Origin of the sequence: Acinetobacter sp. C32I, assembly GCF_023702715.1 — a bacterium.
Classification (GTDB): Bacteria; Pseudomonadota; Gammaproteobacteria; order Pseudomonadales; family Moraxellaceae; genus Acinetobacter.
The window spans coordinates 1,332,127-1,350,092 of sequence record NZ_CP098480.1 but is presented as its reverse complement, the minus strand read 5'-3'; the positions used below and the strand labels follow the sequence as shown (position 1 = coordinate 1,350,092).

Here is a 17,966-nt window from a genome sequence, read left to right as displayed (position 1 = left end):
AGTTAGAAGCATTCTTTACAGGAGTTTTACATGGGCATCCGTATAACAGGTACTGGGTTATTTCACCCAACCGAATCTATTTCCAATGAAGAGTTGGTTGAAAGTTTAAATGCTTATGTAGAACAGTATAACCAAGATCACGCAGCGCAAATTGAAGCTGGCGAAATTGAAGCACTTCGTGGCTCGAGCCCTGAATTTATTGAAAAAGCATCAGGTATTCAACGCCGTTATGTGGTCGAAAAATCAGGTATTCTTGATCCAACTCGTTTGCGTCCACGTTTGCAAGAGCGTAGTAATGATGAACTGTCACTTCAAGCGGAGTGGGGTGTTATTGCTGCGAAACAAGCGATGGAAAATGCAGGCGTGACTGCGGAAGATATCGATGTAGTGATTTTGGCGTGTTCAAATATGCAACGTGCCTATCCTGCAGTTGCGATTGAAATCCAGTCTGCTTTGGGTATCCAAGGTTATGCTTATGACATGAATGTGGCATGTTCTGCTGCAACATTTGGTTTGAAACAAGCCTATGATGCCGTGAAGTGTGGTGCGCGCCGTGTGTTATTGCTCAATGTTGAAATTACATCAGGTCATTTAGACTACCGTACCCGTGATGCACATTTTATCTTTGGTGATGTCGCAACTGCATCGATCATTGAAGAAACTGAAACTAAGTCGGGTTATGAGATCTTGGATATTCATTTGTTTACCCAGTTCTCAAATAATATCCGTAACAATTTTGGTTTCTTAAACCGTAGTGAGGATGCGGTTGTAGACGACAAGTTATTCCGTCAAGATGGTCGCAAAGTCTTTAAAGAAGTTTGTCCACTGGTTGCGAAAATCATTACTGCACAATTGGAAAAACTTGAATTAAGCGCTGAACAAATCAAGCGTTTCTGGTTGCATCAAGCCAATGCCAATATGAATGAACTGATTTTGAAATTGGTTGTTGGTAAAGAAGCTGATTTAGAGCGTGCACCGATCATTTTAGATGAGTTTGCTAATACCTCGTCTGCAGGCGTGATCATTGCGATGCATCGTACTGGTGAGCAGGTCAATAGCGGCGAATATGCTGTGATCTCTTCATTCGGTGCTGGTTATTCTGTTGGTTCGATTGTGGTACAAAAACATATTGCTTAAGTGTTTAGCATAATCAAAATTAAGGAGCAAGAATTTGCTCCTTTTTTGTATTAGGAAGATTGATGAATCAAGAAATTTTGGCTTTATTAACGGATATTCCTGATCACGCAGATTATGCATGTGCTGCTGAAGAATTGGATTTGGTAGATATTTCTCAAGATCGAATTGATCGGGTTGTTGAGCTGCTTCTTCATACAGAAGATGTTGTGGTTTTTGATGCCGCTATACTGTTAACCCATTGGGGGCAGGATGAGGGCTTTAATGCGCTGACACACTTATTTGATACAAATCAATTGAGTGGCTGGATAGACCATCGCTTACATGGTTATGATGATACTTTGCAACATGTATTAAGTGCATTTGTCAGTTATTGGGCAGCAAAGTCGAATGCGGGTTTAGAGGAGTTGGCGAGAGGGAAAATTTTTCCTTATGTTGCAAAAATTATTGAGCAATCGAATACTGCTCCTTTTGAAATTAATAGTATTTTTTGGGTGATCGAAAAGAAACAATATAGGGAATATATTCCCTTATTAAAGACGCATCTGGATAAAATGATGGATGACCCTAAATTATATTTTTGGAAAATTCATGATGCAATCAAGTTGATGCTTAAGTTCGATACTGATTTTGTCTATCGTCTGTTGCAAGAAAAGGGAAAAAGTTTAGAGGATTTTAGGATTGAGTGTTAATTCTCAATGACTTGCTAAGAATGCAATCGAGGGGCGCACCGAAGTACGCCCATCTCAACATTAAGCTTCAATCGCCTGAACTGCAATTTTCTTGGCAGGATCGACTTTACGGCGTACCGCTGGAACAGGTTCACCATGGTATTGGCGATCAGCAAAGTAGCTTGAGCGAACCATTGGTGCAGACCAGATATTTCTAAAACCAAGTTTACGACCATGTTCAGCATAACGCTCAAACTCTTCTGGCGTTACAAAGCGGTCAATTGGTGCATGTTGCTTAGATGGCTGTAGATATTGACCAATGGTAATGTAGTCAACATCATGTGCTCTAAGATCATCGAGCAGGGCAATCACTTCTTCTTCAGTTTCACCGATACCGACCATCAAACCACATTTGGTTGGGACATCAGGGCAGTATTCCTTAAACATTTTTAACAGCGTTAAAGAGTGCTGATAATCAGAACCTGGACGCATTGCTTTATACAAACGCGGCACAGTTTCAATGTTATGGTTGAATACGTCAGGTGGGCATTCAGTCATGATGCGTAAGGCAATATCCATACGACCACGGAAATCAGGAACCAGAATTTCCAATAGGGTTTTTGGGCTTAATTCACGCGCTTCTTTGATACAATCAACGAAGTGTTGCGCACCGCCATCCAAAAGGTCATCACGGTCAACTGAGGTAATCACGGCATATTTGAGGCCAAGATTGGAAATCGTCTCTGCCATATGGCGTGGTTCATCAGGATCTAAAGCATTTGGGCGACCATGTGCTACGTCACAGAAAGGACAGCGACGAGTACAGATATCGCCCATGATCATAAAGGTTGCTGTACCACCACCGAAACATTCAGGTAAGTTAGGACAGGCAGCTTCTTCACATACAGTATGCAGTTTTTGCGAGCGCAAGGTTGTTTTGATACGCTGAACTTCTTCTGGAGCGGTCATCTTGACTCGAATCCAGTCAGGTTTGCGAGGTACTTCAACCGTAGGGATAACTTTTACAGGAATTCTTGCGACTTTTTCCGCGCCACGAAGTTTTATACCCTGTTCAGGTTTACGGTGTTCAGACATATAATTTCTACAGCCTTTGACTTGAGATATCCTGTTATTATAGTCAAATTTAGCGGAATAAAGCATGAAAAGTGGTATTCATTTTGAAAATGTAAATATATAAAAATATATAGTTGTGAAATACATCATCTGGCTGCATATTGGTTATCATATATAAAGCAAAAACGGTTAGAAACAAAGGAGCTTTGAATGCCACGTAAGAAAGAGGTCGTTGGTGGGAATATTGTTAAGTATGATGCAGTAATTCTCGGTTCTGGCCCAGCTGGCGAAGGCGCGGCAATGAAGCTTGCAAAAGCAGGTAAACGTGTTGCAATCGTTGATGTTCGTGATCAACTCGGTGGTAACTGTGCACACGTAGGAACAATTCCAAGTAAAGCATTACGTCAAACAGTTTCAAGTATTATTCGTTATCAACGTGATCCAATGTTTCAAAAAGTCGGTGAGTGGAAACAATTCACCATGAAACAGGTGTTGCGTAATGCGCATAAAGTGATTCAACAGCAAGTTGATACACATACACGTTTTTATGACCGCAATAAAATTGAAGTTTTTCACGGTCGTGCCTATATCCAAGATAAAAACACGGTACTGATTTTTGGTCAGGATGGTATTAAAGATACCATTATTTGCAAGCAAATCGTGATCGCAACTGGTAGTCGTCCATACCAACCACAAGGTTTAGATTTCAATCATCCACGCGTATTTGATTCGGACAAAATTCTTGATCTTGATTATTCAATCCAAAAAATCATCATTTATGGTGCGGGCGTAATTGGTTGTGAATACGCTTCTATTTTTATCGGACTTGATCATAAAGTTGATTTGATCAACACCCAGCAAAAGCTTTTAAGCTACCTTGATGATGAAATTGCCGATGCATTGTCATATCACTTACGTGAACAAGGTGTATTGATTCGCCACAATGAGCAAATAGATCGTTTAGAAACCTTTGATGATCATGTGGTCTTGCATTTGCTCAGTGGTAAGAAGATCAAGGCAGATGCGATCTTATGGTGTAACGGCCGCTCAGGGAATACCGATGGTCTAGGTCTGGAAAATGTGGGTCTAGTACCGAATGGTCGTGGCCAGTTGATGGTGAATGATCAATATCAAACTGAAGCAGAAAATATTTATGCTGCCGGTGATGTCATTGGCTGGCCTTCACTTGCTTCCGCTGCGTATGACCAAGGTCGTTGCGCGGGTGCAAACATGGTGGGCGAAAAGAATGTGAAGCCAATCCGTGATGTACCAACAGGTATTTATACCATTCCAGAGATTTCTTCAATTGGTAAGACTGAGCAGGAATTGACAGAAGAGAAAGTGCCTTACGAAGTCGGTCAGGCCTCTTTCCGTCATTTAGCACGTGCACAAATTACTGGTGATACTGTCGGTGAATTAAAGATTCTGTTCCATCGTGATACTTTGGAAGTCTTGGGTATTCACTGTTTTGGTAACAACGCTGCAGAGATTATTCACATTGGGCAGGTAGTGATGCACAGTCCAAACAATACCTTGAAATACTTTGTTGAAACGACATTCAATTATCCAACTATGGCTGAAGCCTATCGCGTTGCAGCTTTGAATGGTATGAATCGTTTGTTCTAAGTACTAGAGGCGTTGTATGATCAAAATGCCAATCAATTCGATTGGCATTTTGCTATCTTGTATTTGATAACAGGTCACTATGAAAGTTCAAAAAAATAATCTGATTCTGGTTGCTATTGTTGTTTTAGTGGCAGCTTATTTTGGTCTTGATTTTAAGCAAAAACAAAATACCAGTAATTCCCCTATACCGAGTACAAGTAATGCTGTAGCGGTCGATGATCAAAACAAGATCATGCAAGCCTATCAGCAGCAACGAAGTAATGTGCAGGTCCAAGCGCAGGGTATTGTAAAAGCCATTTTGCCAGATGACAATGAAGGTTCAAGACATCAGAAAATGATTCTTAAACTGGAGAATGGTTTAACGGTATTGATTGCACACAATATTGATTTAGCGCCAAGAATCGAAGGGCTGAAAAAAGGCGATACAGTTGAGTTTTTTGGTGAATATGAATACAGCCAAAAAGGTGGAGTGATTCATTGGACCCATCATGATCCGCGTGGAAAACATGTTGATGGTTGGCTGAAATATCAAGGAAAAATGTACCAATAACATTCTTCCTTGCGAAGTGAGTTGCAAGATATGCGCTAAATTAGCTTGTAATCGCTGATTTTTGACGAAGTTTCCATTTAGGTAGGACTTTAGCTAAATAAGCGTCCATGCACCATACAGGGCCAATCAGAAGGAATTGCAAGTCTTTAAAGAATGAAGGCTTCTTACCTTCAACTTTGTGCCCATAAAATTGCCCGATCCATGCAATCACAAATACGCCAATATAGAATCCAACTCCGACAGGTAAAATCACAATTAACCATGCCATCACTGCTAACAAGGCTGCCATCGCAATCGCAAGTACGATGTCCAATCGAGCATAAAAGACTAAAGTTAAAACCAGCAATAGTGCCGTGAGCAGGGTGCTAAAATGCGCCAGAATACCAATGATCGAAAATAGAATGGCAGGGACACAGACCCAATGGATTTTTTTGTTGGTTTGGTTTTGGTGACTGTCACTATATTCATCAAACCATTCGTCAATTGATTTCATAGCGCGCTCCTTGCAGTATTCATTTTTATTTATTCAATATACCGAAGAATTGGATGGGCCGTAAAGCATTAACAAAGGTTATAGATAAAAATAAAAAAGCCGCATAAGCGGCTTTTGAGTTGTGGTCTTAATGATTAAGAATTAGGACCATCAACACGTTCAATACTCACATTACCTGTACCTGCGCTAGACATACCGAGTTGCTTTGCAGCACCATAAGATAAATCTAATACACGGTTACCATGGAATGGACCACGATCGTTAACTTTTACAACAACACTTTTACCATTGTCTTTGTTTGTTACACGGATATAACAGTTCAAAGGCAGGCTACGGTGTGCAGCAGTCATTGCATTCATATCGAATGTTTCACCGCTTGCTGTTTTACGGCCATGAAATTGGCGACCATACCATGATGCAACGCCACTTTGGCTGAATTTACGAACGGTGTTCGAAGCAACAGTATTCAGTTTTTCAATCACTGAAGGCTCTTCTTCAGGGATATCGATCTTAGCAGCAATCGTTTGGCGACGGACTTTGTCACCTGAACTCTCAGTGATTGAAAGACTATTAACGTTTGAGAAACGAGAATTAAAATTTTGAGAATCTTTGCTTAGAACGCGGGCAGCCAAATTAGAACCTTCCACATCATTGGTTAATGATGAAGACTGTACCATTTCAGCATGTAACGGGCTTAAACTTAAGCCTGCCGTCAGCGCTAGAATATATTTTAGCGAAAACTGCATTGTATAAACTCCTAGAGAACATGCTTTTCTATTTCAATAAAAACACCTTGAAATATAGTGCACATGTCTAATTATTCACTTTTGCAATTACTTTATCTTGCGGCGATAATATTCATCACTTACGAAGTGTGTCTAGTCCTTAACGATAAATAGTTACAAAAAGGGCAAAAACTTACAGTTTCTGGTTGTAAAATAATCAATATTGTAACAATTTATGAATTTTGCCGAATATATGTACTTTTTAAATAAAAAATTTATTGACTTTTCATAATCTTGTAAAAAAGCTAGCCTATCGGCTAGCTGCTTCTGTGCCCAATAACCACACTGCAGTGGCATACATTCTGCTTCTGTTGTAGGTGGTAATCACTTGGAAATTTGGATAAGTAATATAGTAAATTGGACCAAATTGGTCTTGTAATTGAATAACATTGACTAAATCAAGGTCATCAATTTTTACCAAAGGGTCAAGTGGTGCAATCCCTAATCTTTTCAATTCACCATATGGGGTTGGCTGGGTTAAATCCTTGGCAATCACGCTATCTGGATTGTTACCTGAGTAACGAGCAGGGAAGCCAATCGGACGATCACGTTCCCATCCGTGCTGAGCTAAATAGTTTGCAATTGAACCAATCGCATCTGCAGCAGAGTTTCTTAAGTCAATATGACCATTGCCGTCATAATCCACACCTAATTTTTGAATATTACTTGGCATAAACTGCGGGTAACCAATCGCACCTGCATAAGAACCCACAATACTGTTGGTTGGATAACCTTCTTTATATGTCCAAGAAATTAAAGCAGCGAGTTCATCACTAAAATAGTCAGCACGACGAGGGTAACCAAAGGCAAGCGTGGCTAAGGCGTCTCTAGTGATGAAAGAGCCTTTATTGGCACCATAGCCAGTTTCTACACCTAAAATACCGAGAATCACCGATTTAGGCACACCATACTGCTGTTCAGCACGATTCAGTACGTCTTCATATTGGCTTTTAAAACGTGCACCACGTTGAATGGTACCTTCAACTAAAAACATTGAACGATATTGGTACCAAGGTTTGCTTTCACCTGGGCGAGTCATGATGTTCAAAATATTAGGTAAATTACGTGCACCACTCATGGCTGCATCAATCTGTTCGCCGCTTAACCCATAGGTTGTCATTGCTTTTTGTTTGAATGCAGGGTAATTGGGATGAGTGTAAAATTCATTGGCTTGTGCCCAATTAGTGCTCAAGAATAAACCAGCGCTTAAAGTTAAAAATTTAAAAGTTTTATTCAAAGTAGGAAGAAACATAAGTTTATAAAATTCCTCATTATCGATGTGTATGAATAGACATAACCAGTCCAAAAGTTGACATAAGAGTAATAATTGCAGTTCCGCCATAACTCATGAACGGCAAAGGCACACCTACTACAGGTAAAATACCACTGACCATGCCTGCATTTACAAATACATAAACAAAAAATGACAAACCAAAGGCACCAGCAACCAAACGACCATAGTTATGGAAGCTTTGTAAGCCGATCTGGAATGTTCTAAAAATGATTGCACAATAGAGAAGAATCAGCAGGGTAACGCCAATCAAGCCAAATTCTTCTGAATAGGCAGCAATAATAAAGTCAGTATGACCTTCCGGTAAAAAGTGCAGGTGGGATTGGGTTCCCTCTAAAAAGCCTTTACCTGAAAAACCACCAGAACCAATCGCTGTTTTAGATTGAATAATGTTCCAACCTGTTCCGAGTGCATCGGCTTCTGGGTTAAATAAAGTTAAAACACGCTGACGTTGATAATCATGCAGTAAAAATTCCCAAGCAATCGGAATAATAATCCCTGCAATCCCCGCTGCACCTGCAATCAATTTCCATGATAAGCCACTGAGGAACAGGACGAAAATACCACTGGCAAGGACCAATAAAGAAGTCCCTAAGTCAGGTTGTTCTGCAATCAGTAGAAAAGGAACAACAATCAGCAATAAAGACAGAATGACTTGTGAGAAGCTTGGCGGCAGGGCTTTACGTGACAAGAACCACGCCACCATCATTGGCATGCCGATTTTCATAAACTCACTGGGCTGTACGCTACCAAAGCCAGGAATATCGATCCAACGTTGGGCGCCCATGCGCACTTCACCAAAAACCACCACGGCAAGCAGTGACAGCACCCCAAATACATAAAAGTAGGGAGAAAATGCCTGATACACTTTTGGCGGAATTTGAGCCAAAGTAAACATCACCACAAAGCCAATACCAAAGCTCATGGCTTGTTTACTGACCAGTCCGACATCTTGCGCTGATGCACTATATAAAACGGTCAGGCCAAGTAAGGCATTGAGAATCAGAAATAGGCATAGCCATGGGTCGATATGCAGTTGTTGCCAACGAGAAGGCTGATTGGCAGTACTCAAGCCATCACGAGGTGCTTGACGTAAAAATTTGTATTGCGGGCTTGGAGACATGCGATTCTAAATCAGGTAAATCAACGCTTCGCGAATGCTAACATAAACGCTGATTTAGACAATGCAAATTTAGAAATTGTGACATTTATAAGCGATTAATTTGGCATAAAAAAAGCGACGATTTGGTAATCGTCGCTTTCTTATCATTCTAAACTTATTTTTGTACCAAAAGTTGGTCGAAGTGCTTGGTAAAGACTTCAAGTTCTACTTGGCTTAAGCTCGGAATCAGTTTTTTAATCACGATATGAACAGCAGTTTCTACGCCGCTGGTCGCAACGCTGGCAACGCCACGTTTCACCATACCTAGACCAAGGGTTTTGTTAAATTCAGTCATAAAGTGGTGAATCAATGCATCTGCAAAAGATTTAAACTGTTGCGTTAAAGCATCACGTTGTTCTTTACCGTTTCCAGCAGCCACTTCTGCAAAGCTTTTTTTCATGTCGTTGACAAGATTGTCTGGTAATACCGTACCGATACGTTGTTTACCCTCATTATCAATAAACAAGCTCTTTTCCATGAATGCTAGTGATTCAAGCACTTGTTCATTAGACGCTTTGCCTAGGAGCTGTTTCATTAGGGTTTCAACAATGCCGCGAATTTTAATCGCAAGACCTTCAGTCGTATCACGTTTGTCACTTGGTGGAAATTGTTGAACCAAGTGAACCAACATAGTGTCAATTAACTCATCAGTTAGCTGTAGAGAAATTTTGTCGCGTAAAGGGTATTGAGGCTCTTTACTGTCACGGTTGGCTTGTGCAAGTTGAATGTCCTGACTCAAACTTGCTGACGGAAGAATCCCGAAATAACTGGTCATTGAAGAACGTCCTCTATATCAAATTTATTCGTTTTATTGTCGTGCCAAGCGAATTGGCTCGGGCATCCATGACAAATCTGATACTCGGCATGGGTTAATATCCAAGCCCCCACGGCGAGTATAAGTTGCATAGACCATCAGTTTTTCTGGCTTTAACAGTTGCCAAATATCCGCAAATATTTGCTCAACACATTGTTCATGGAAACCATTATGCTGACGGTACGAGATAATATAAGCTAAAACGCTGCGATAACAAGGTTTTTTACCTTGCAAACGAATAAAAACCGTGCCCCAGTCGGGCTGACCCGTCACTGGACAGTTGCTTCTCAATAAATGTGAATACAGCTCGATTTCAACTTCATCTTCAGCGCTTGTATCTAACTGCAACAATGTTGAATCAGGATGTTCTGATAAACGTTCAGGAATGAGATCGTCAATACAGATCCCTTGAGGTTTAGAAATCTCTAAATCATCAACTTGGAACAGTTGTAATTCAACTTTTGCACCCGCAGCATTGGATAAATCACGTTCAACGGTTTCAACAAAGGCTTGCTGAGACTCAAATTGGGTGAAGTTCATGCTGTTGAAATAAAGTTTAAGTGACTTTGATTCAATTAAATTGGGTGAGTGAGCTGGTAGGGTCAAACGACCAATAGCCACTTGCGGTAAACCGAAGCTGTTCAGCCATGAAATTTCAAATACATGCCACCAGTCTTTACCCTGCGTAATTCCGTCAACATGTAAATACTGTTGACGTGACTCGGCACGAGCAATCGGAAATAAAACATCGGGTTGATATTGAGTTGGGTATTGGGTGTCTTTACCCAATAAAGAATGTTCAACACTCATTCACGCATTCCTGAACCACGAGCTAATAAATGATAGGCAATTGCATAGAGGACAACACAGCATAGCGTCACAATGCCTAAAGAGAAGGATACATTGACATCACTATGGCCTAAGATACCGTAACGGAAGGCATTGACCATATATACAATTGGATTAACTAAAGAGACGTTTTGCCAAAATGGGCTGAGTGCACTAATAGCATAGAACACACCACCTAAATAGGTGAGTGGTGTCAATACGAAAGTCGGGATAATTGAAATATCATCGAAGGACTTGGCATAGACCGCATTGATGAAACCGCCCAATGAAAATAATAATGAAGTAATGATGACGGTATATATAGTCACAAATACATTATAAATTTCTAAGTGCGTAAAGAATAGGCTCATTATCGTGACGATTAAACCGACCAACACCCCACGGCTAACACCACCAATCACATAACCCCATAAGATTAAGTGTAAGGGTACTGGGCTCATAATGAGTTCTTCAATACTTTTCTGGAATTTGGCACTAAAGAAACTTGAGGAAACGTTAGCATAGCTGTTGGTGATCACGGCCATCATAATTAAACCGGGCACAATAAACTGCATATAGCTAAAGCCGCCCATTTCACCTATACGTGAGCCGACCAAGTTGCCAAAAATCACGAAGTACAAACTCATGGTAATTGCTGGTGGAAGTAAGGTTTGTGGCCAAATACGCATAAAGCGACGAATTTCTTTAACCACTAAAGTCCAGAGCGCGGTTTGTAATTGACTGAAATTCATTGATCCGCTCCTGCAAGATTTTTCTCGACCATTTTCACGAACAATTCTTCTAAGCGATTCGATTTATTACGCATACTGCTGACTTGGATATTCTGTGACTGTAACAGCAAGAACAGGTCATTCATGCTATGCGCTTTATCCATTGTCACTTCTAGGGTAACTGGATCAATCAGATTAAATTTAAAACCGATAATATTCAGGTCAAAAATTTCGATTGGCTCGGCTAAATCACAGATAAACGATTCTTCATTCAGTTGATTAAGGAAACCTTTCATCGAGGTATCTTCTTTAATCACACCGCGGTCAATGATTGCAATACGACGACACAGCATTTCAGCTTCTTCTAAATAGTGTGTGGTAAGAATAATTGAAGTGCCATTTTCATTCATTTCGGTGAGGAAGTCCCACATCGAACGACGTAACTCAATATCAACGCCAGCGGTCGGTTCATCAAGGATCAGCAGTTTAGGTTCATGCATCATTGCACGTGCAATCATCAAACGGCGTTTCATACCACCAGAGAGCATACGCGATTGAATATTACGTTTTTCCCATAAACCGAGCTTTTCTAAATAGTGTTCAGCACGTTGTTCGGCCAATTTCTTCGGAATGCCGTAATAACCCGCTTGGGTCACTAAAATATCAAAAGTTTTTTCGAATTGCCCAAAGTTAAATTCTTGAGGAACAACACCAAGACATTGTTTTGCATGTGAGGGATGGGTATCTAAGTTATGCCCAAAAATCTCAACAGAACCAGATGTTTTTTTGGTTAAAGAGCTGATGATACCAATCGTTGTCGATTTTCCTGCACCATTAGGTCCTAATAATGCATAGAATTCACCTTCAGGTACGGTAAGGTCGATCCCTTTTAACGCCTGAAAACCATTACGATAAGTTTTGGACAAACCGCTCAACACCAAAGCATCAGTCATAAACGTCTCACGTTGTTAAATAGAACGGGTATTTTGAGCGATATGAAAAAATAAACCAAGTAGAAAAATAGGTTTATGGCGTGTTAAAAACAGAACGATTATAAAAATAAGAGGATATAGCGAAGAGAAGAAGATGCAATGGTGCGCTCAGCGGGACTCGAACCCACGCCACAGGCTTCGGAGACCTGTACTCTATCCAGTTGAGCTATGAGCGCATGTATGCGTGCCACATCATAGGCAAAAAATACAGGCAGGTAAATATATACCTTCCAATAAAGGTACTTCTTGTTTATTAAAACATCAATTTTATTCTCAACTTATCGAGATTTTGCATATTCAACTATAAATGCTGCACTGAATAATTGATCAACTTTAACGTTTGATTCAGTTGAGCAGGTGGAATCCGTGATTCTTGCAAGGACGTAATCCATTGCATTTGACAGGCTTTGAGTTGTTGTAAAGAACTAATCGACTGAATTTTCTGTATCAATGGACGCGCCATCAGACCGCAATAGGTCGTGAGTGTTTGAATCATGACTTGCTGGATTTCAACAAAGGGTAATTTTTCTAACTCAAGTATTTCAGGTTCGATTTCTGGTTTTAGTTCAGCCGCAATCGGTTTTGGTGCGATTGTATCTTGTGTTGTAACGGGCTCTGATGTTGTTTTGAGATCATGAGCTTTTAGTTCGGGCACTCGATTTTCTTTTTGAACAATAGGTATTGTTTGTTCAGCCAGTAGACCCATATCAATCAGTTGTTGAACCAGTTCAGTCGGTGCAATCCTTTCCTTATAGTCTTGATCCAGCTCTTTAAAATCTTCATGATCAATTAAAAGTAGTAGACGACGTTGACGTGCAGTCAATGCAATACTACGTTCTTGTAGGGCAGTTTGCCCAAGCTCGGTTTTAAAAAAATGTGACATCTCTTAATCTCCCCCAAATCAAGATCTAGACGGAGATTAAGATAAGGTTAAAAAATGACAATAATGTTAACAATTTATTAAATATCATTGCCTTGTTTAAAGTAAGTGGCAAATAAGCTAAAAATTGAGAACTTTATCCTTTATTTCACTCATTTAGTTTCTAAGGCTTTGCGTAAATACGGGTCAAGATCATCCTGACGCATTAGCCATTGAATGTAATCAGCAGGGAGGTCCTGAATGGCAGTACCTTTATGCTTACCAAAAGTAATGCTTTTAGGAATACGGGCGTCTTCAGATGCAAGATAAAGCTGTTCAATATTTTGAATGTTAAGCTGATGAATGATGTGCATTAGAATATTGGCGGTTAAGATAATGTCTGCATCAGCCCGATGTGCGCCTTTCAACATTTCCCGTGCTTTATCACTGCCTTTTGAGATCAAATAAATCAGGGCAGAAATATTATGTGCCTCTGCGTCTTCCCAAACACGTCGGGCTAAAGCCAAGGTACAAATCGGTTTTAACTTTGAGGTGTCTACGCCACACCGTGCAATTGCTGCAATATCATAATCAACATTGTGGCCAATAATATAAGTGGTCTGAGCAGGAAGTTGAAACTCATTATAAAAAGGTTGGTCAATTAGATCTGATTCTAAAATATGGTGTACCGCCATCGCAGCAAATGAAATGGGCTGGCCAACTTGATAAAGCTGATCAAAAATTTGTTTTTTATCGAGACTGAGCTTTCCATTTTCAATTTCAATTGGGGCATAGGCAATCTCAATCGGCAACCCATTCAACGTATGTGTTTCAGTATCTAAGATGATTGCTTGCATAACATTAGCCTAGCTTGAGTTGAGAATTTCAATATCTTACAAGAAATTCTTCATAAGCTGTGCTGAATAAGGCAGATGCAGTTTAGTTTTTTTAAAATTTAGAAAAGAGTTTGGCTAAAACTGCGCAAATAAACAGCAAAATAAAAAAATACTTGAACAATTTGGGATTTAGCGCATTCTTATGGAAGTATTTGCCTTAGTAAAAGAAATGCTAAGCACTAAAATGAAAACGATAAAAATCAGGGAATCATGACATGAATATGAAATTATTAACGGTTGCAATCATCAGTTCGAGCTTGTTGCTCACAGCGTGTAATGACGATGATGACGATATTTCATTTGTACCGAAGCCTGGTATTCCAGAAAATAATATTAAAAATCCTGTGGTGGGTATTCCTGTCGCTTATACCAAAACAGATTTTAGCGCCGTGGCTGCTGAGAGTTCGGTCATGACGTATAAAATGTTAGGACAAAATGGTAAAGAGACCATGGCAACCAGTTTATTGTTTGTCCCTGGCGGACCAACACCTGCTGGCGGCTGGAAAATTGTTGCATGGGCGCATGGCACGACTGGCGTTGCTGATCAATGTGCGCCAAGCCGAAATGCAACCAATATGTATATTCAAGGTATGATTACCCAATTTCTGGCAGCGGGCTATGTGGTGGTTGCACCTGATTATGAGGGGTTAGGGGAACCAAGTGGTCGTGAACTTCATCCTTTCCTTAATGTAAAAAGTGAAGCCTATTCGATTACCGATGCAGTGGTTGCTGCGCGTTCTTATTTAGCAGGGCAAGGTAAATTGGTTTCACGACAATGGATGACAGTTGGGCATTCTCAAGGTGGGCAAGCCGCATTGGGTGCAGCGCAATATCAAAGTCGTGCCAAGCTAGACTATAAAGGGACAGTTGCTGTTGCACCTGCCTCTAACCTAGGGGCAATTTTGGTGAATGGTAATGCCTCAGTTGCAAATGCACCAATTGAACAACAGATAGGGATGTATGCACAGCTAGATACTTTTACTGCATTGATTACGGCAGGATTAAGAAATCTTAACCCAAGCTTTAGTTATTCTAATGTTTTTAAAACGCCAACGGATACCATAGCGAGTCAAGCTGAATCAGATTGTTATGATGCGCTTGAGAATAAATTTACTGACGAAATGAAAGATTATGCGAGTAAAAACAATAATAATTTAGCGAATTATCCTCGGACACAAGCCAATTTTATGACGGTTCCATTGGTAAAAACATTCTTGGATACTGATTCGCAGCCAGCTCAGGTGAAATTGGATCAACCAGTAGTGATTTATCAGGGTGCAAAAGATACAACGGTTCCTAAAGCTGCAACGGATGCGTTGGTATTAAATGCACAAAACAAAGGGTCAAAAATCCAGTACATTACCAATACTGAATGGGATCATGGCTCGGCGTATGTCTTGAATATAGGTGAGATTGTCAAGGATGTAAAAGCGGCGATGCCTGCCAATAATTAAGAGAAGAGAGTAGCCCGATTTTCCATTTTGCGAAGATTGGGCATTTTTCAATGCTAGTCTCTAATATGTAAAAATGTATAAAAAATAGCTTGTTGATTTTGGCCTATTAAAACCCCTGCTAAGAATGAATAAAATTCACGAATAATTAAATAAATATCAATCTGTGAAACCATAAACTTCGTGCTACAATATGCACCAATCTTTAGCACGGCTTAAAAGCCCTAATTCATAGGACCCTCCGCTAATGTTTGCCAATATCTCTATTGCTGAATTTGATCCAGAATTAGCTCAAGCGATTGCTTCTGAAGGCGTACGCCAAGAAGCACATATTGAGTTAATCGCATCTGAAAACTATTGCTCACCGGCTGTAATGGAAGCACAAGGGTCAAAACTTACGAATAAATATGCAGAAGGCTATCCTGGCAAACGCTACTATGGCGGTTGTGAATATGTGGATGTGATTGAACAACTTGCAATTGATCGTGCAAAAGAGTTGTTCGGTGCAGACTATGCAAACGTTCAGCCACATGCGGGTTCACAAGCAAACTCTGCGGTTTACCTAGCACTTCTTAACCCTGGTGATACTGTTCTTGGTATGAGCTTGGCTCACGGTGGTCACTTGACTCACGGTGCTAAAGTAAGCTTCTCTGGTAAAACCTATAACGCTGTTCAGTATGGTTTAAATACTGAAACTGGCGAAATTGATTATGAAGAAGTAGAGCGTTTAGCGTTGGAACATAAGCCACGCATGATCGTTGCTGGTTTCTCTGCATATAGCCAAATCGTTGATTGGCAGCGTTTCCGTGACATCGCAGACAAAGTAGGTGCATACCTTTTTGTTGATATGGCGCATGTTGCTGGTTTAGTTGCTGCGGGTGTTTATCCGAACCCAGTACAAATTGCAGACGTAACAACGACAACAACGCATAAAACGCTTCGTGGTCCACGTTCTGGTTTAATCCTTGCTAAAGCAAACGAAGAAATTGAGAAGAAACTTCAATCAGCTGTATTCCCAGGCAACCAAGGTGGTCCTTTGATGCATGCGATTGCCGCTAAAGCAATCTGCTTCAAAGAAGCAATGTCTGATGAGTTTAAAACTTACCAACAACAAGTTGTGAAAAACGCGCAAGCAATGGCTGAAGTGTTGATTGCACGTGGTTATGATGTTGTTTCTGGTGGTACAGAAAACCATTTATTCTTATTGTCTTTGATCAAACAAGACGTAACGGGTAAAGAAGTTGATGCTTGGTTAGGCGCAGCGCATATCACTGTAAACAAAAATGCGGTTCCAAATGATCCACGTTCTCCATTCGTAACTTCTGGTATCCGTATTGGTACGCCAGCAGTGACGACTCGTGGTTTTGGTGAAGCTGAAGTACGTGAACTTGCAGGTTGGATCGCGGATGTGATCGACAGCAAAGGTGACGAGAAAGTTATCGCTGACGTAAAAGCTAAAGTAGAAGCTGTTTGTGCAAAATTCCCTGTATATGCAAACTAATTTGTATATCCATAAAAAAAGCGCCGTAAGGCGCTTTTTTTATGGATAAAGAAAACTTAAAAGTATCAATCATTCTAATCCCAAAGCATCAAATTGGTGCTTTGTTTTTAAAACTGCACTCTGAACAAGCTAAAAATGATTCTTTTGGTATTACGAATATGCAAAATCGTATTACTTATTTGGCATGTCTTTTGCTTCATAACAACATAGATAAAGTTGTCTAGGGTTCCGATGTGTCCGTAGGGAGACATGACTGGTCCGAGAGATAACGGTTCGATAGAACTACACGGAGGGATAAAAGCCCGGGAGGACAGGCATATTGCCATAACGAGGTTAAGCATCCGCAAGAGGTTTGTTATGAATCAATCGTTCTATCACGACAATAAAATACTGTGGCAAGAAACACTACCCGGTGGGCATCACTGGTCTGGTCGCATTCAACGTGGTGCAGTTTTGCAGCTTGAAGCACTGGGGCAGCAGGCCAATGTATCTTTGTTCTGTGTCAATGCAGATGACAAGCTCGAGCGTTTTAATATGCCCGATAGTCTGAAAGCCCAACATACCGCTTTTCTCTCGACAGGGCATGTTTTGTATTCTGATTTGGGTCGTGTAATGGCTTCCATTGTTCAAGATGAACATGGCTGGAATGATGTGTTTTGTGGTCCGAGTACCGCACAGCATATTGCACAACATTTTGGTAAAAAAAACTTTCAGGATGCTCGTAATGACATGCATCAAAATGGTCTAGATAGTTTATTGGTGGAATTGACCAAGTTTGGTCTAAGCCAAGCCGATTTGAGCGCGACGGTAAATTTATTTTCAAAAGTCCAGCCTGATGATCATGGACGATTAAGCTACATCACAGACGATAATCAAAATCAAAAGATTGAACTGCGCTTTGAAATGGATTGTCTCGTCTTTCTTTCTGCGGCACCACATCCACTCGATTCATCTACACCTTATCAACCCGCCGATATCCAACTTCGCCTATTCAAAGCCAATGCCTTAACTGAACAAGATGTTTGTCGGGATTCATGCGCTCAAAATCAGCGTGGTTTTGCCAATAACACACGCTATTACGCATTGTCGAATTAAGGTAGGGAGCGAG

19 protein-coding genes, 1 tRNA gene and 1 riboswitch are annotated in these 17,966 nt (G+C 40.5%); of the genes, 8 read left to right on the top strand and 12 right to left on the bottom strand.

Features of this window, described 5'->3' with window-relative positions; translation table 11 throughout:
- Positions 1-30 precede the first annotated feature (30 nt).
- Positions 31-1,137, top strand: a complete 1,107-nt coding sequence (locus tag NDN13_RS06670; protein WP_251117661.1) for a beta-ketoacyl-ACP synthase III — start codon at positions 31-33, stop codon at positions 1,135-1,137.
- Positions 1,138-1,199: 62 nt separating this feature from the next.
- Positions 1,200-1,826 (top strand): hypothetical protein, encoded by a 627-nt coding sequence (locus tag NDN13_RS06665; protein WP_251117660.1) that lies wholly within the window; start codon positions 1,200-1,202, stop codon positions 1,824-1,826.
- 60 nt (positions 1,827-1,886) lie between these two features.
- Here the strand turns inward: NDN13_RS06665 and lipA are convergent, their stop codons facing one another.
- Positions 1,887-2,900, bottom strand: a complete 1,014-nt coding sequence (gene lipA, locus NDN13_RS06660; RefSeq protein ID WP_251117659.1) for a lipoyl synthase — start codon at positions 2,898-2,900, stop codon at positions 1,887-1,889.
- 189 nt (positions 2,901-3,089) lie between these two features.
- Here lipA and sthA point away from each other — a divergent pair, with 189 nt between their 5' ends.
- The gene (gene sthA, locus NDN13_RS06655; protein WP_004654041.1) at positions 3,090-4,505 is read left to right on the top strand and encodes a Si-specific NAD(P)(+) transhydrogenase; all 1,416 of its coding nucleotides are present in this window, start codon (positions 3,090-3,092) and stop codon (positions 4,503-4,505) included.
- Between the two features lie 79 nt (positions 4,506-4,584).
- A complete protein-coding gene (locus tag NDN13_RS06650) occupies positions 4,585-5,055 on the top strand; it encodes a DUF3465 domain-containing protein (RefSeq protein ID WP_251117658.1) in 471 nt (156 codons plus the stop codon).
- Positions 5,056-5,095: 40 nt separating this feature from the next.
- Here NDN13_RS06650 and NDN13_RS06645 read toward each other — a convergent pair whose 3' ends face one another.
- The 11 genes from NDN13_RS06645 to NDN13_RS06595 form a co-directional block, all read right to left on the bottom strand.
- Complete coding sequence (locus tag NDN13_RS06645) at positions 5,096-5,548, bottom strand: Mpo1 family 2-hydroxy fatty acid dioxygenase (protein ID WP_004654035.1); 453 nt, start codon at positions 5,546-5,548, stop codon at positions 5,096-5,098.
- A 134-nt stretch (positions 5,549-5,682) separates the two neighbouring features.
- A complete protein-coding gene (locus tag NDN13_RS06640; RefSeq protein ID WP_016539775.1) occupies positions 5,683-6,294 on the bottom strand; it encodes a septal ring lytic transglycosylase RlpA family protein in 612 nt (203 codons plus the stop codon).
- Between the two features lie 289 nt (positions 6,295-6,583).
- On the bottom strand, positions 6,584-7,585 hold the full coding sequence (gene mltB / locus NDN13_RS06635; protein ID WP_251117657.1) for a lytic murein transglycosylase B: 1,002 nt from the start codon (positions 7,583-7,585) through the stop codon (positions 6,584-6,586).
- Positions 7,586-7,604: 19 nt separating this feature from the next.
- The gene (gene rodA, locus NDN13_RS06630; protein WP_016539777.1) at positions 7,605-8,747 is read right to left on the bottom strand and encodes a rod shape-determining protein RodA; all 1,143 of its coding nucleotides are present in this window, start codon (positions 8,745-8,747) and stop codon (positions 7,605-7,607) included.
- A 154-nt stretch (positions 8,748-8,901) separates the two neighbouring features.
- Positions 8,902-9,561 (bottom strand): hypothetical protein, encoded by a 660-nt coding sequence (locus NDN13_RS06625; RefSeq protein WP_251117656.1) that lies wholly within the window; start codon positions 9,559-9,561, stop codon positions 8,902-8,904.
- 33 nt (positions 9,562-9,594) lie between these two features.
- Positions 9,595-10,410, bottom strand: a complete 816-nt coding sequence (gene queF, locus NDN13_RS06620) for an NADPH-dependent 7-cyano-7-deazaguanine reductase QueF (protein WP_251117655.1) — start codon at positions 10,408-10,410, stop codon at positions 9,595-9,597.
- Complete coding sequence (locus NDN13_RS06615; protein WP_004654025.1) at positions 10,407-11,180, bottom strand: ABC transporter permease; 774 nt, start codon at positions 11,178-11,180, stop codon at positions 10,407-10,409. Before NDN13_RS06615 ends, queF begins: the two co-directional genes overlap by 4 nt.
- Positions 11,177-12,112 carry an ABC transporter ATP-binding protein gene (locus tag NDN13_RS06610; RefSeq protein WP_251117654.1) on the bottom strand — a complete coding sequence of 312 codons (936 nt, stop codon included), beginning with the start codon at positions 12,110-12,112 and terminating at the stop codon, positions 11,177-11,179. The genes NDN13_RS06615 and NDN13_RS06610 overlap by 4 nt, the downstream gene beginning before the upstream one ends.
- A 139-nt stretch (positions 12,113-12,251) precedes the next feature.
- Positions 12,252-12,327: transfer RNA gene (locus NDN13_RS06605), tRNA-Arg, on the bottom strand.
- A gap of 125 nt (positions 12,328-12,452) precedes the next feature.
- Positions 12,453-13,034 (bottom strand): hypothetical protein, encoded by a 582-nt coding sequence (locus NDN13_RS06600; protein WP_251117653.1) that lies wholly within the window; start codon positions 13,032-13,034, stop codon positions 12,453-12,455.
- A 149-nt stretch (positions 13,035-13,183) separates the two neighbouring features.
- The gene (locus NDN13_RS06595) at positions 13,184-13,867 is read right to left on the bottom strand and encodes a putative quorum-sensing-regulated virulence factor (RefSeq protein WP_251117652.1); all 684 of its coding nucleotides are present in this window, start codon (positions 13,865-13,867) and stop codon (positions 13,184-13,186) included.
- A gap of 254 nt (positions 13,868-14,121) precedes the next feature.
- Between NDN13_RS06595 and NDN13_RS06590 the strand changes: the two genes are divergently transcribed.
- From NDN13_RS06590 to NDN13_RS06575, 4 genes are all read left to right on the top strand, one after another.
- Complete coding sequence (locus NDN13_RS06590; protein ID WP_251117651.1) at positions 14,122-15,360, top strand: alpha/beta hydrolase; 1,239 nt, start codon at positions 14,122-14,124, stop codon at positions 15,358-15,360.
- 244 nt (positions 15,361-15,604) lie between these two features.
- On the top strand, positions 15,605-16,858 hold the full coding sequence (glyA, locus tag NDN13_RS06585) for a serine hydroxymethyltransferase (RefSeq protein ID WP_251117650.1): 1,254 nt from the start codon (positions 15,605-15,607) through the stop codon (positions 16,856-16,858).
- A gap of 41 nt (positions 16,859-16,899) precedes the next feature.
- Entirely contained in the window at positions 16,900-17,082 is a 183-nt protein-coding gene (locus NDN13_RS06580; RefSeq protein WP_251117649.1) for a hypothetical protein, read from the top strand.
- Positions 17,068-17,169, top strand: a riboswitch (guanidine-I (ykkC/yxkD leader). (Overlaps the previous gene by 15 nt.)
- 46 nt (positions 17,170-17,215) lie before the next feature.
- Positions 17,216-17,953 (top strand): urea amidolyase associated protein UAAP1, encoded by a 738-nt coding sequence (locus tag NDN13_RS06575; RefSeq protein WP_251117648.1) that lies wholly within the window; start codon positions 17,216-17,218, stop codon positions 17,951-17,953.
- The last annotated feature ends 13 nt before the right edge of the window (positions 17,954-17,966 follow it).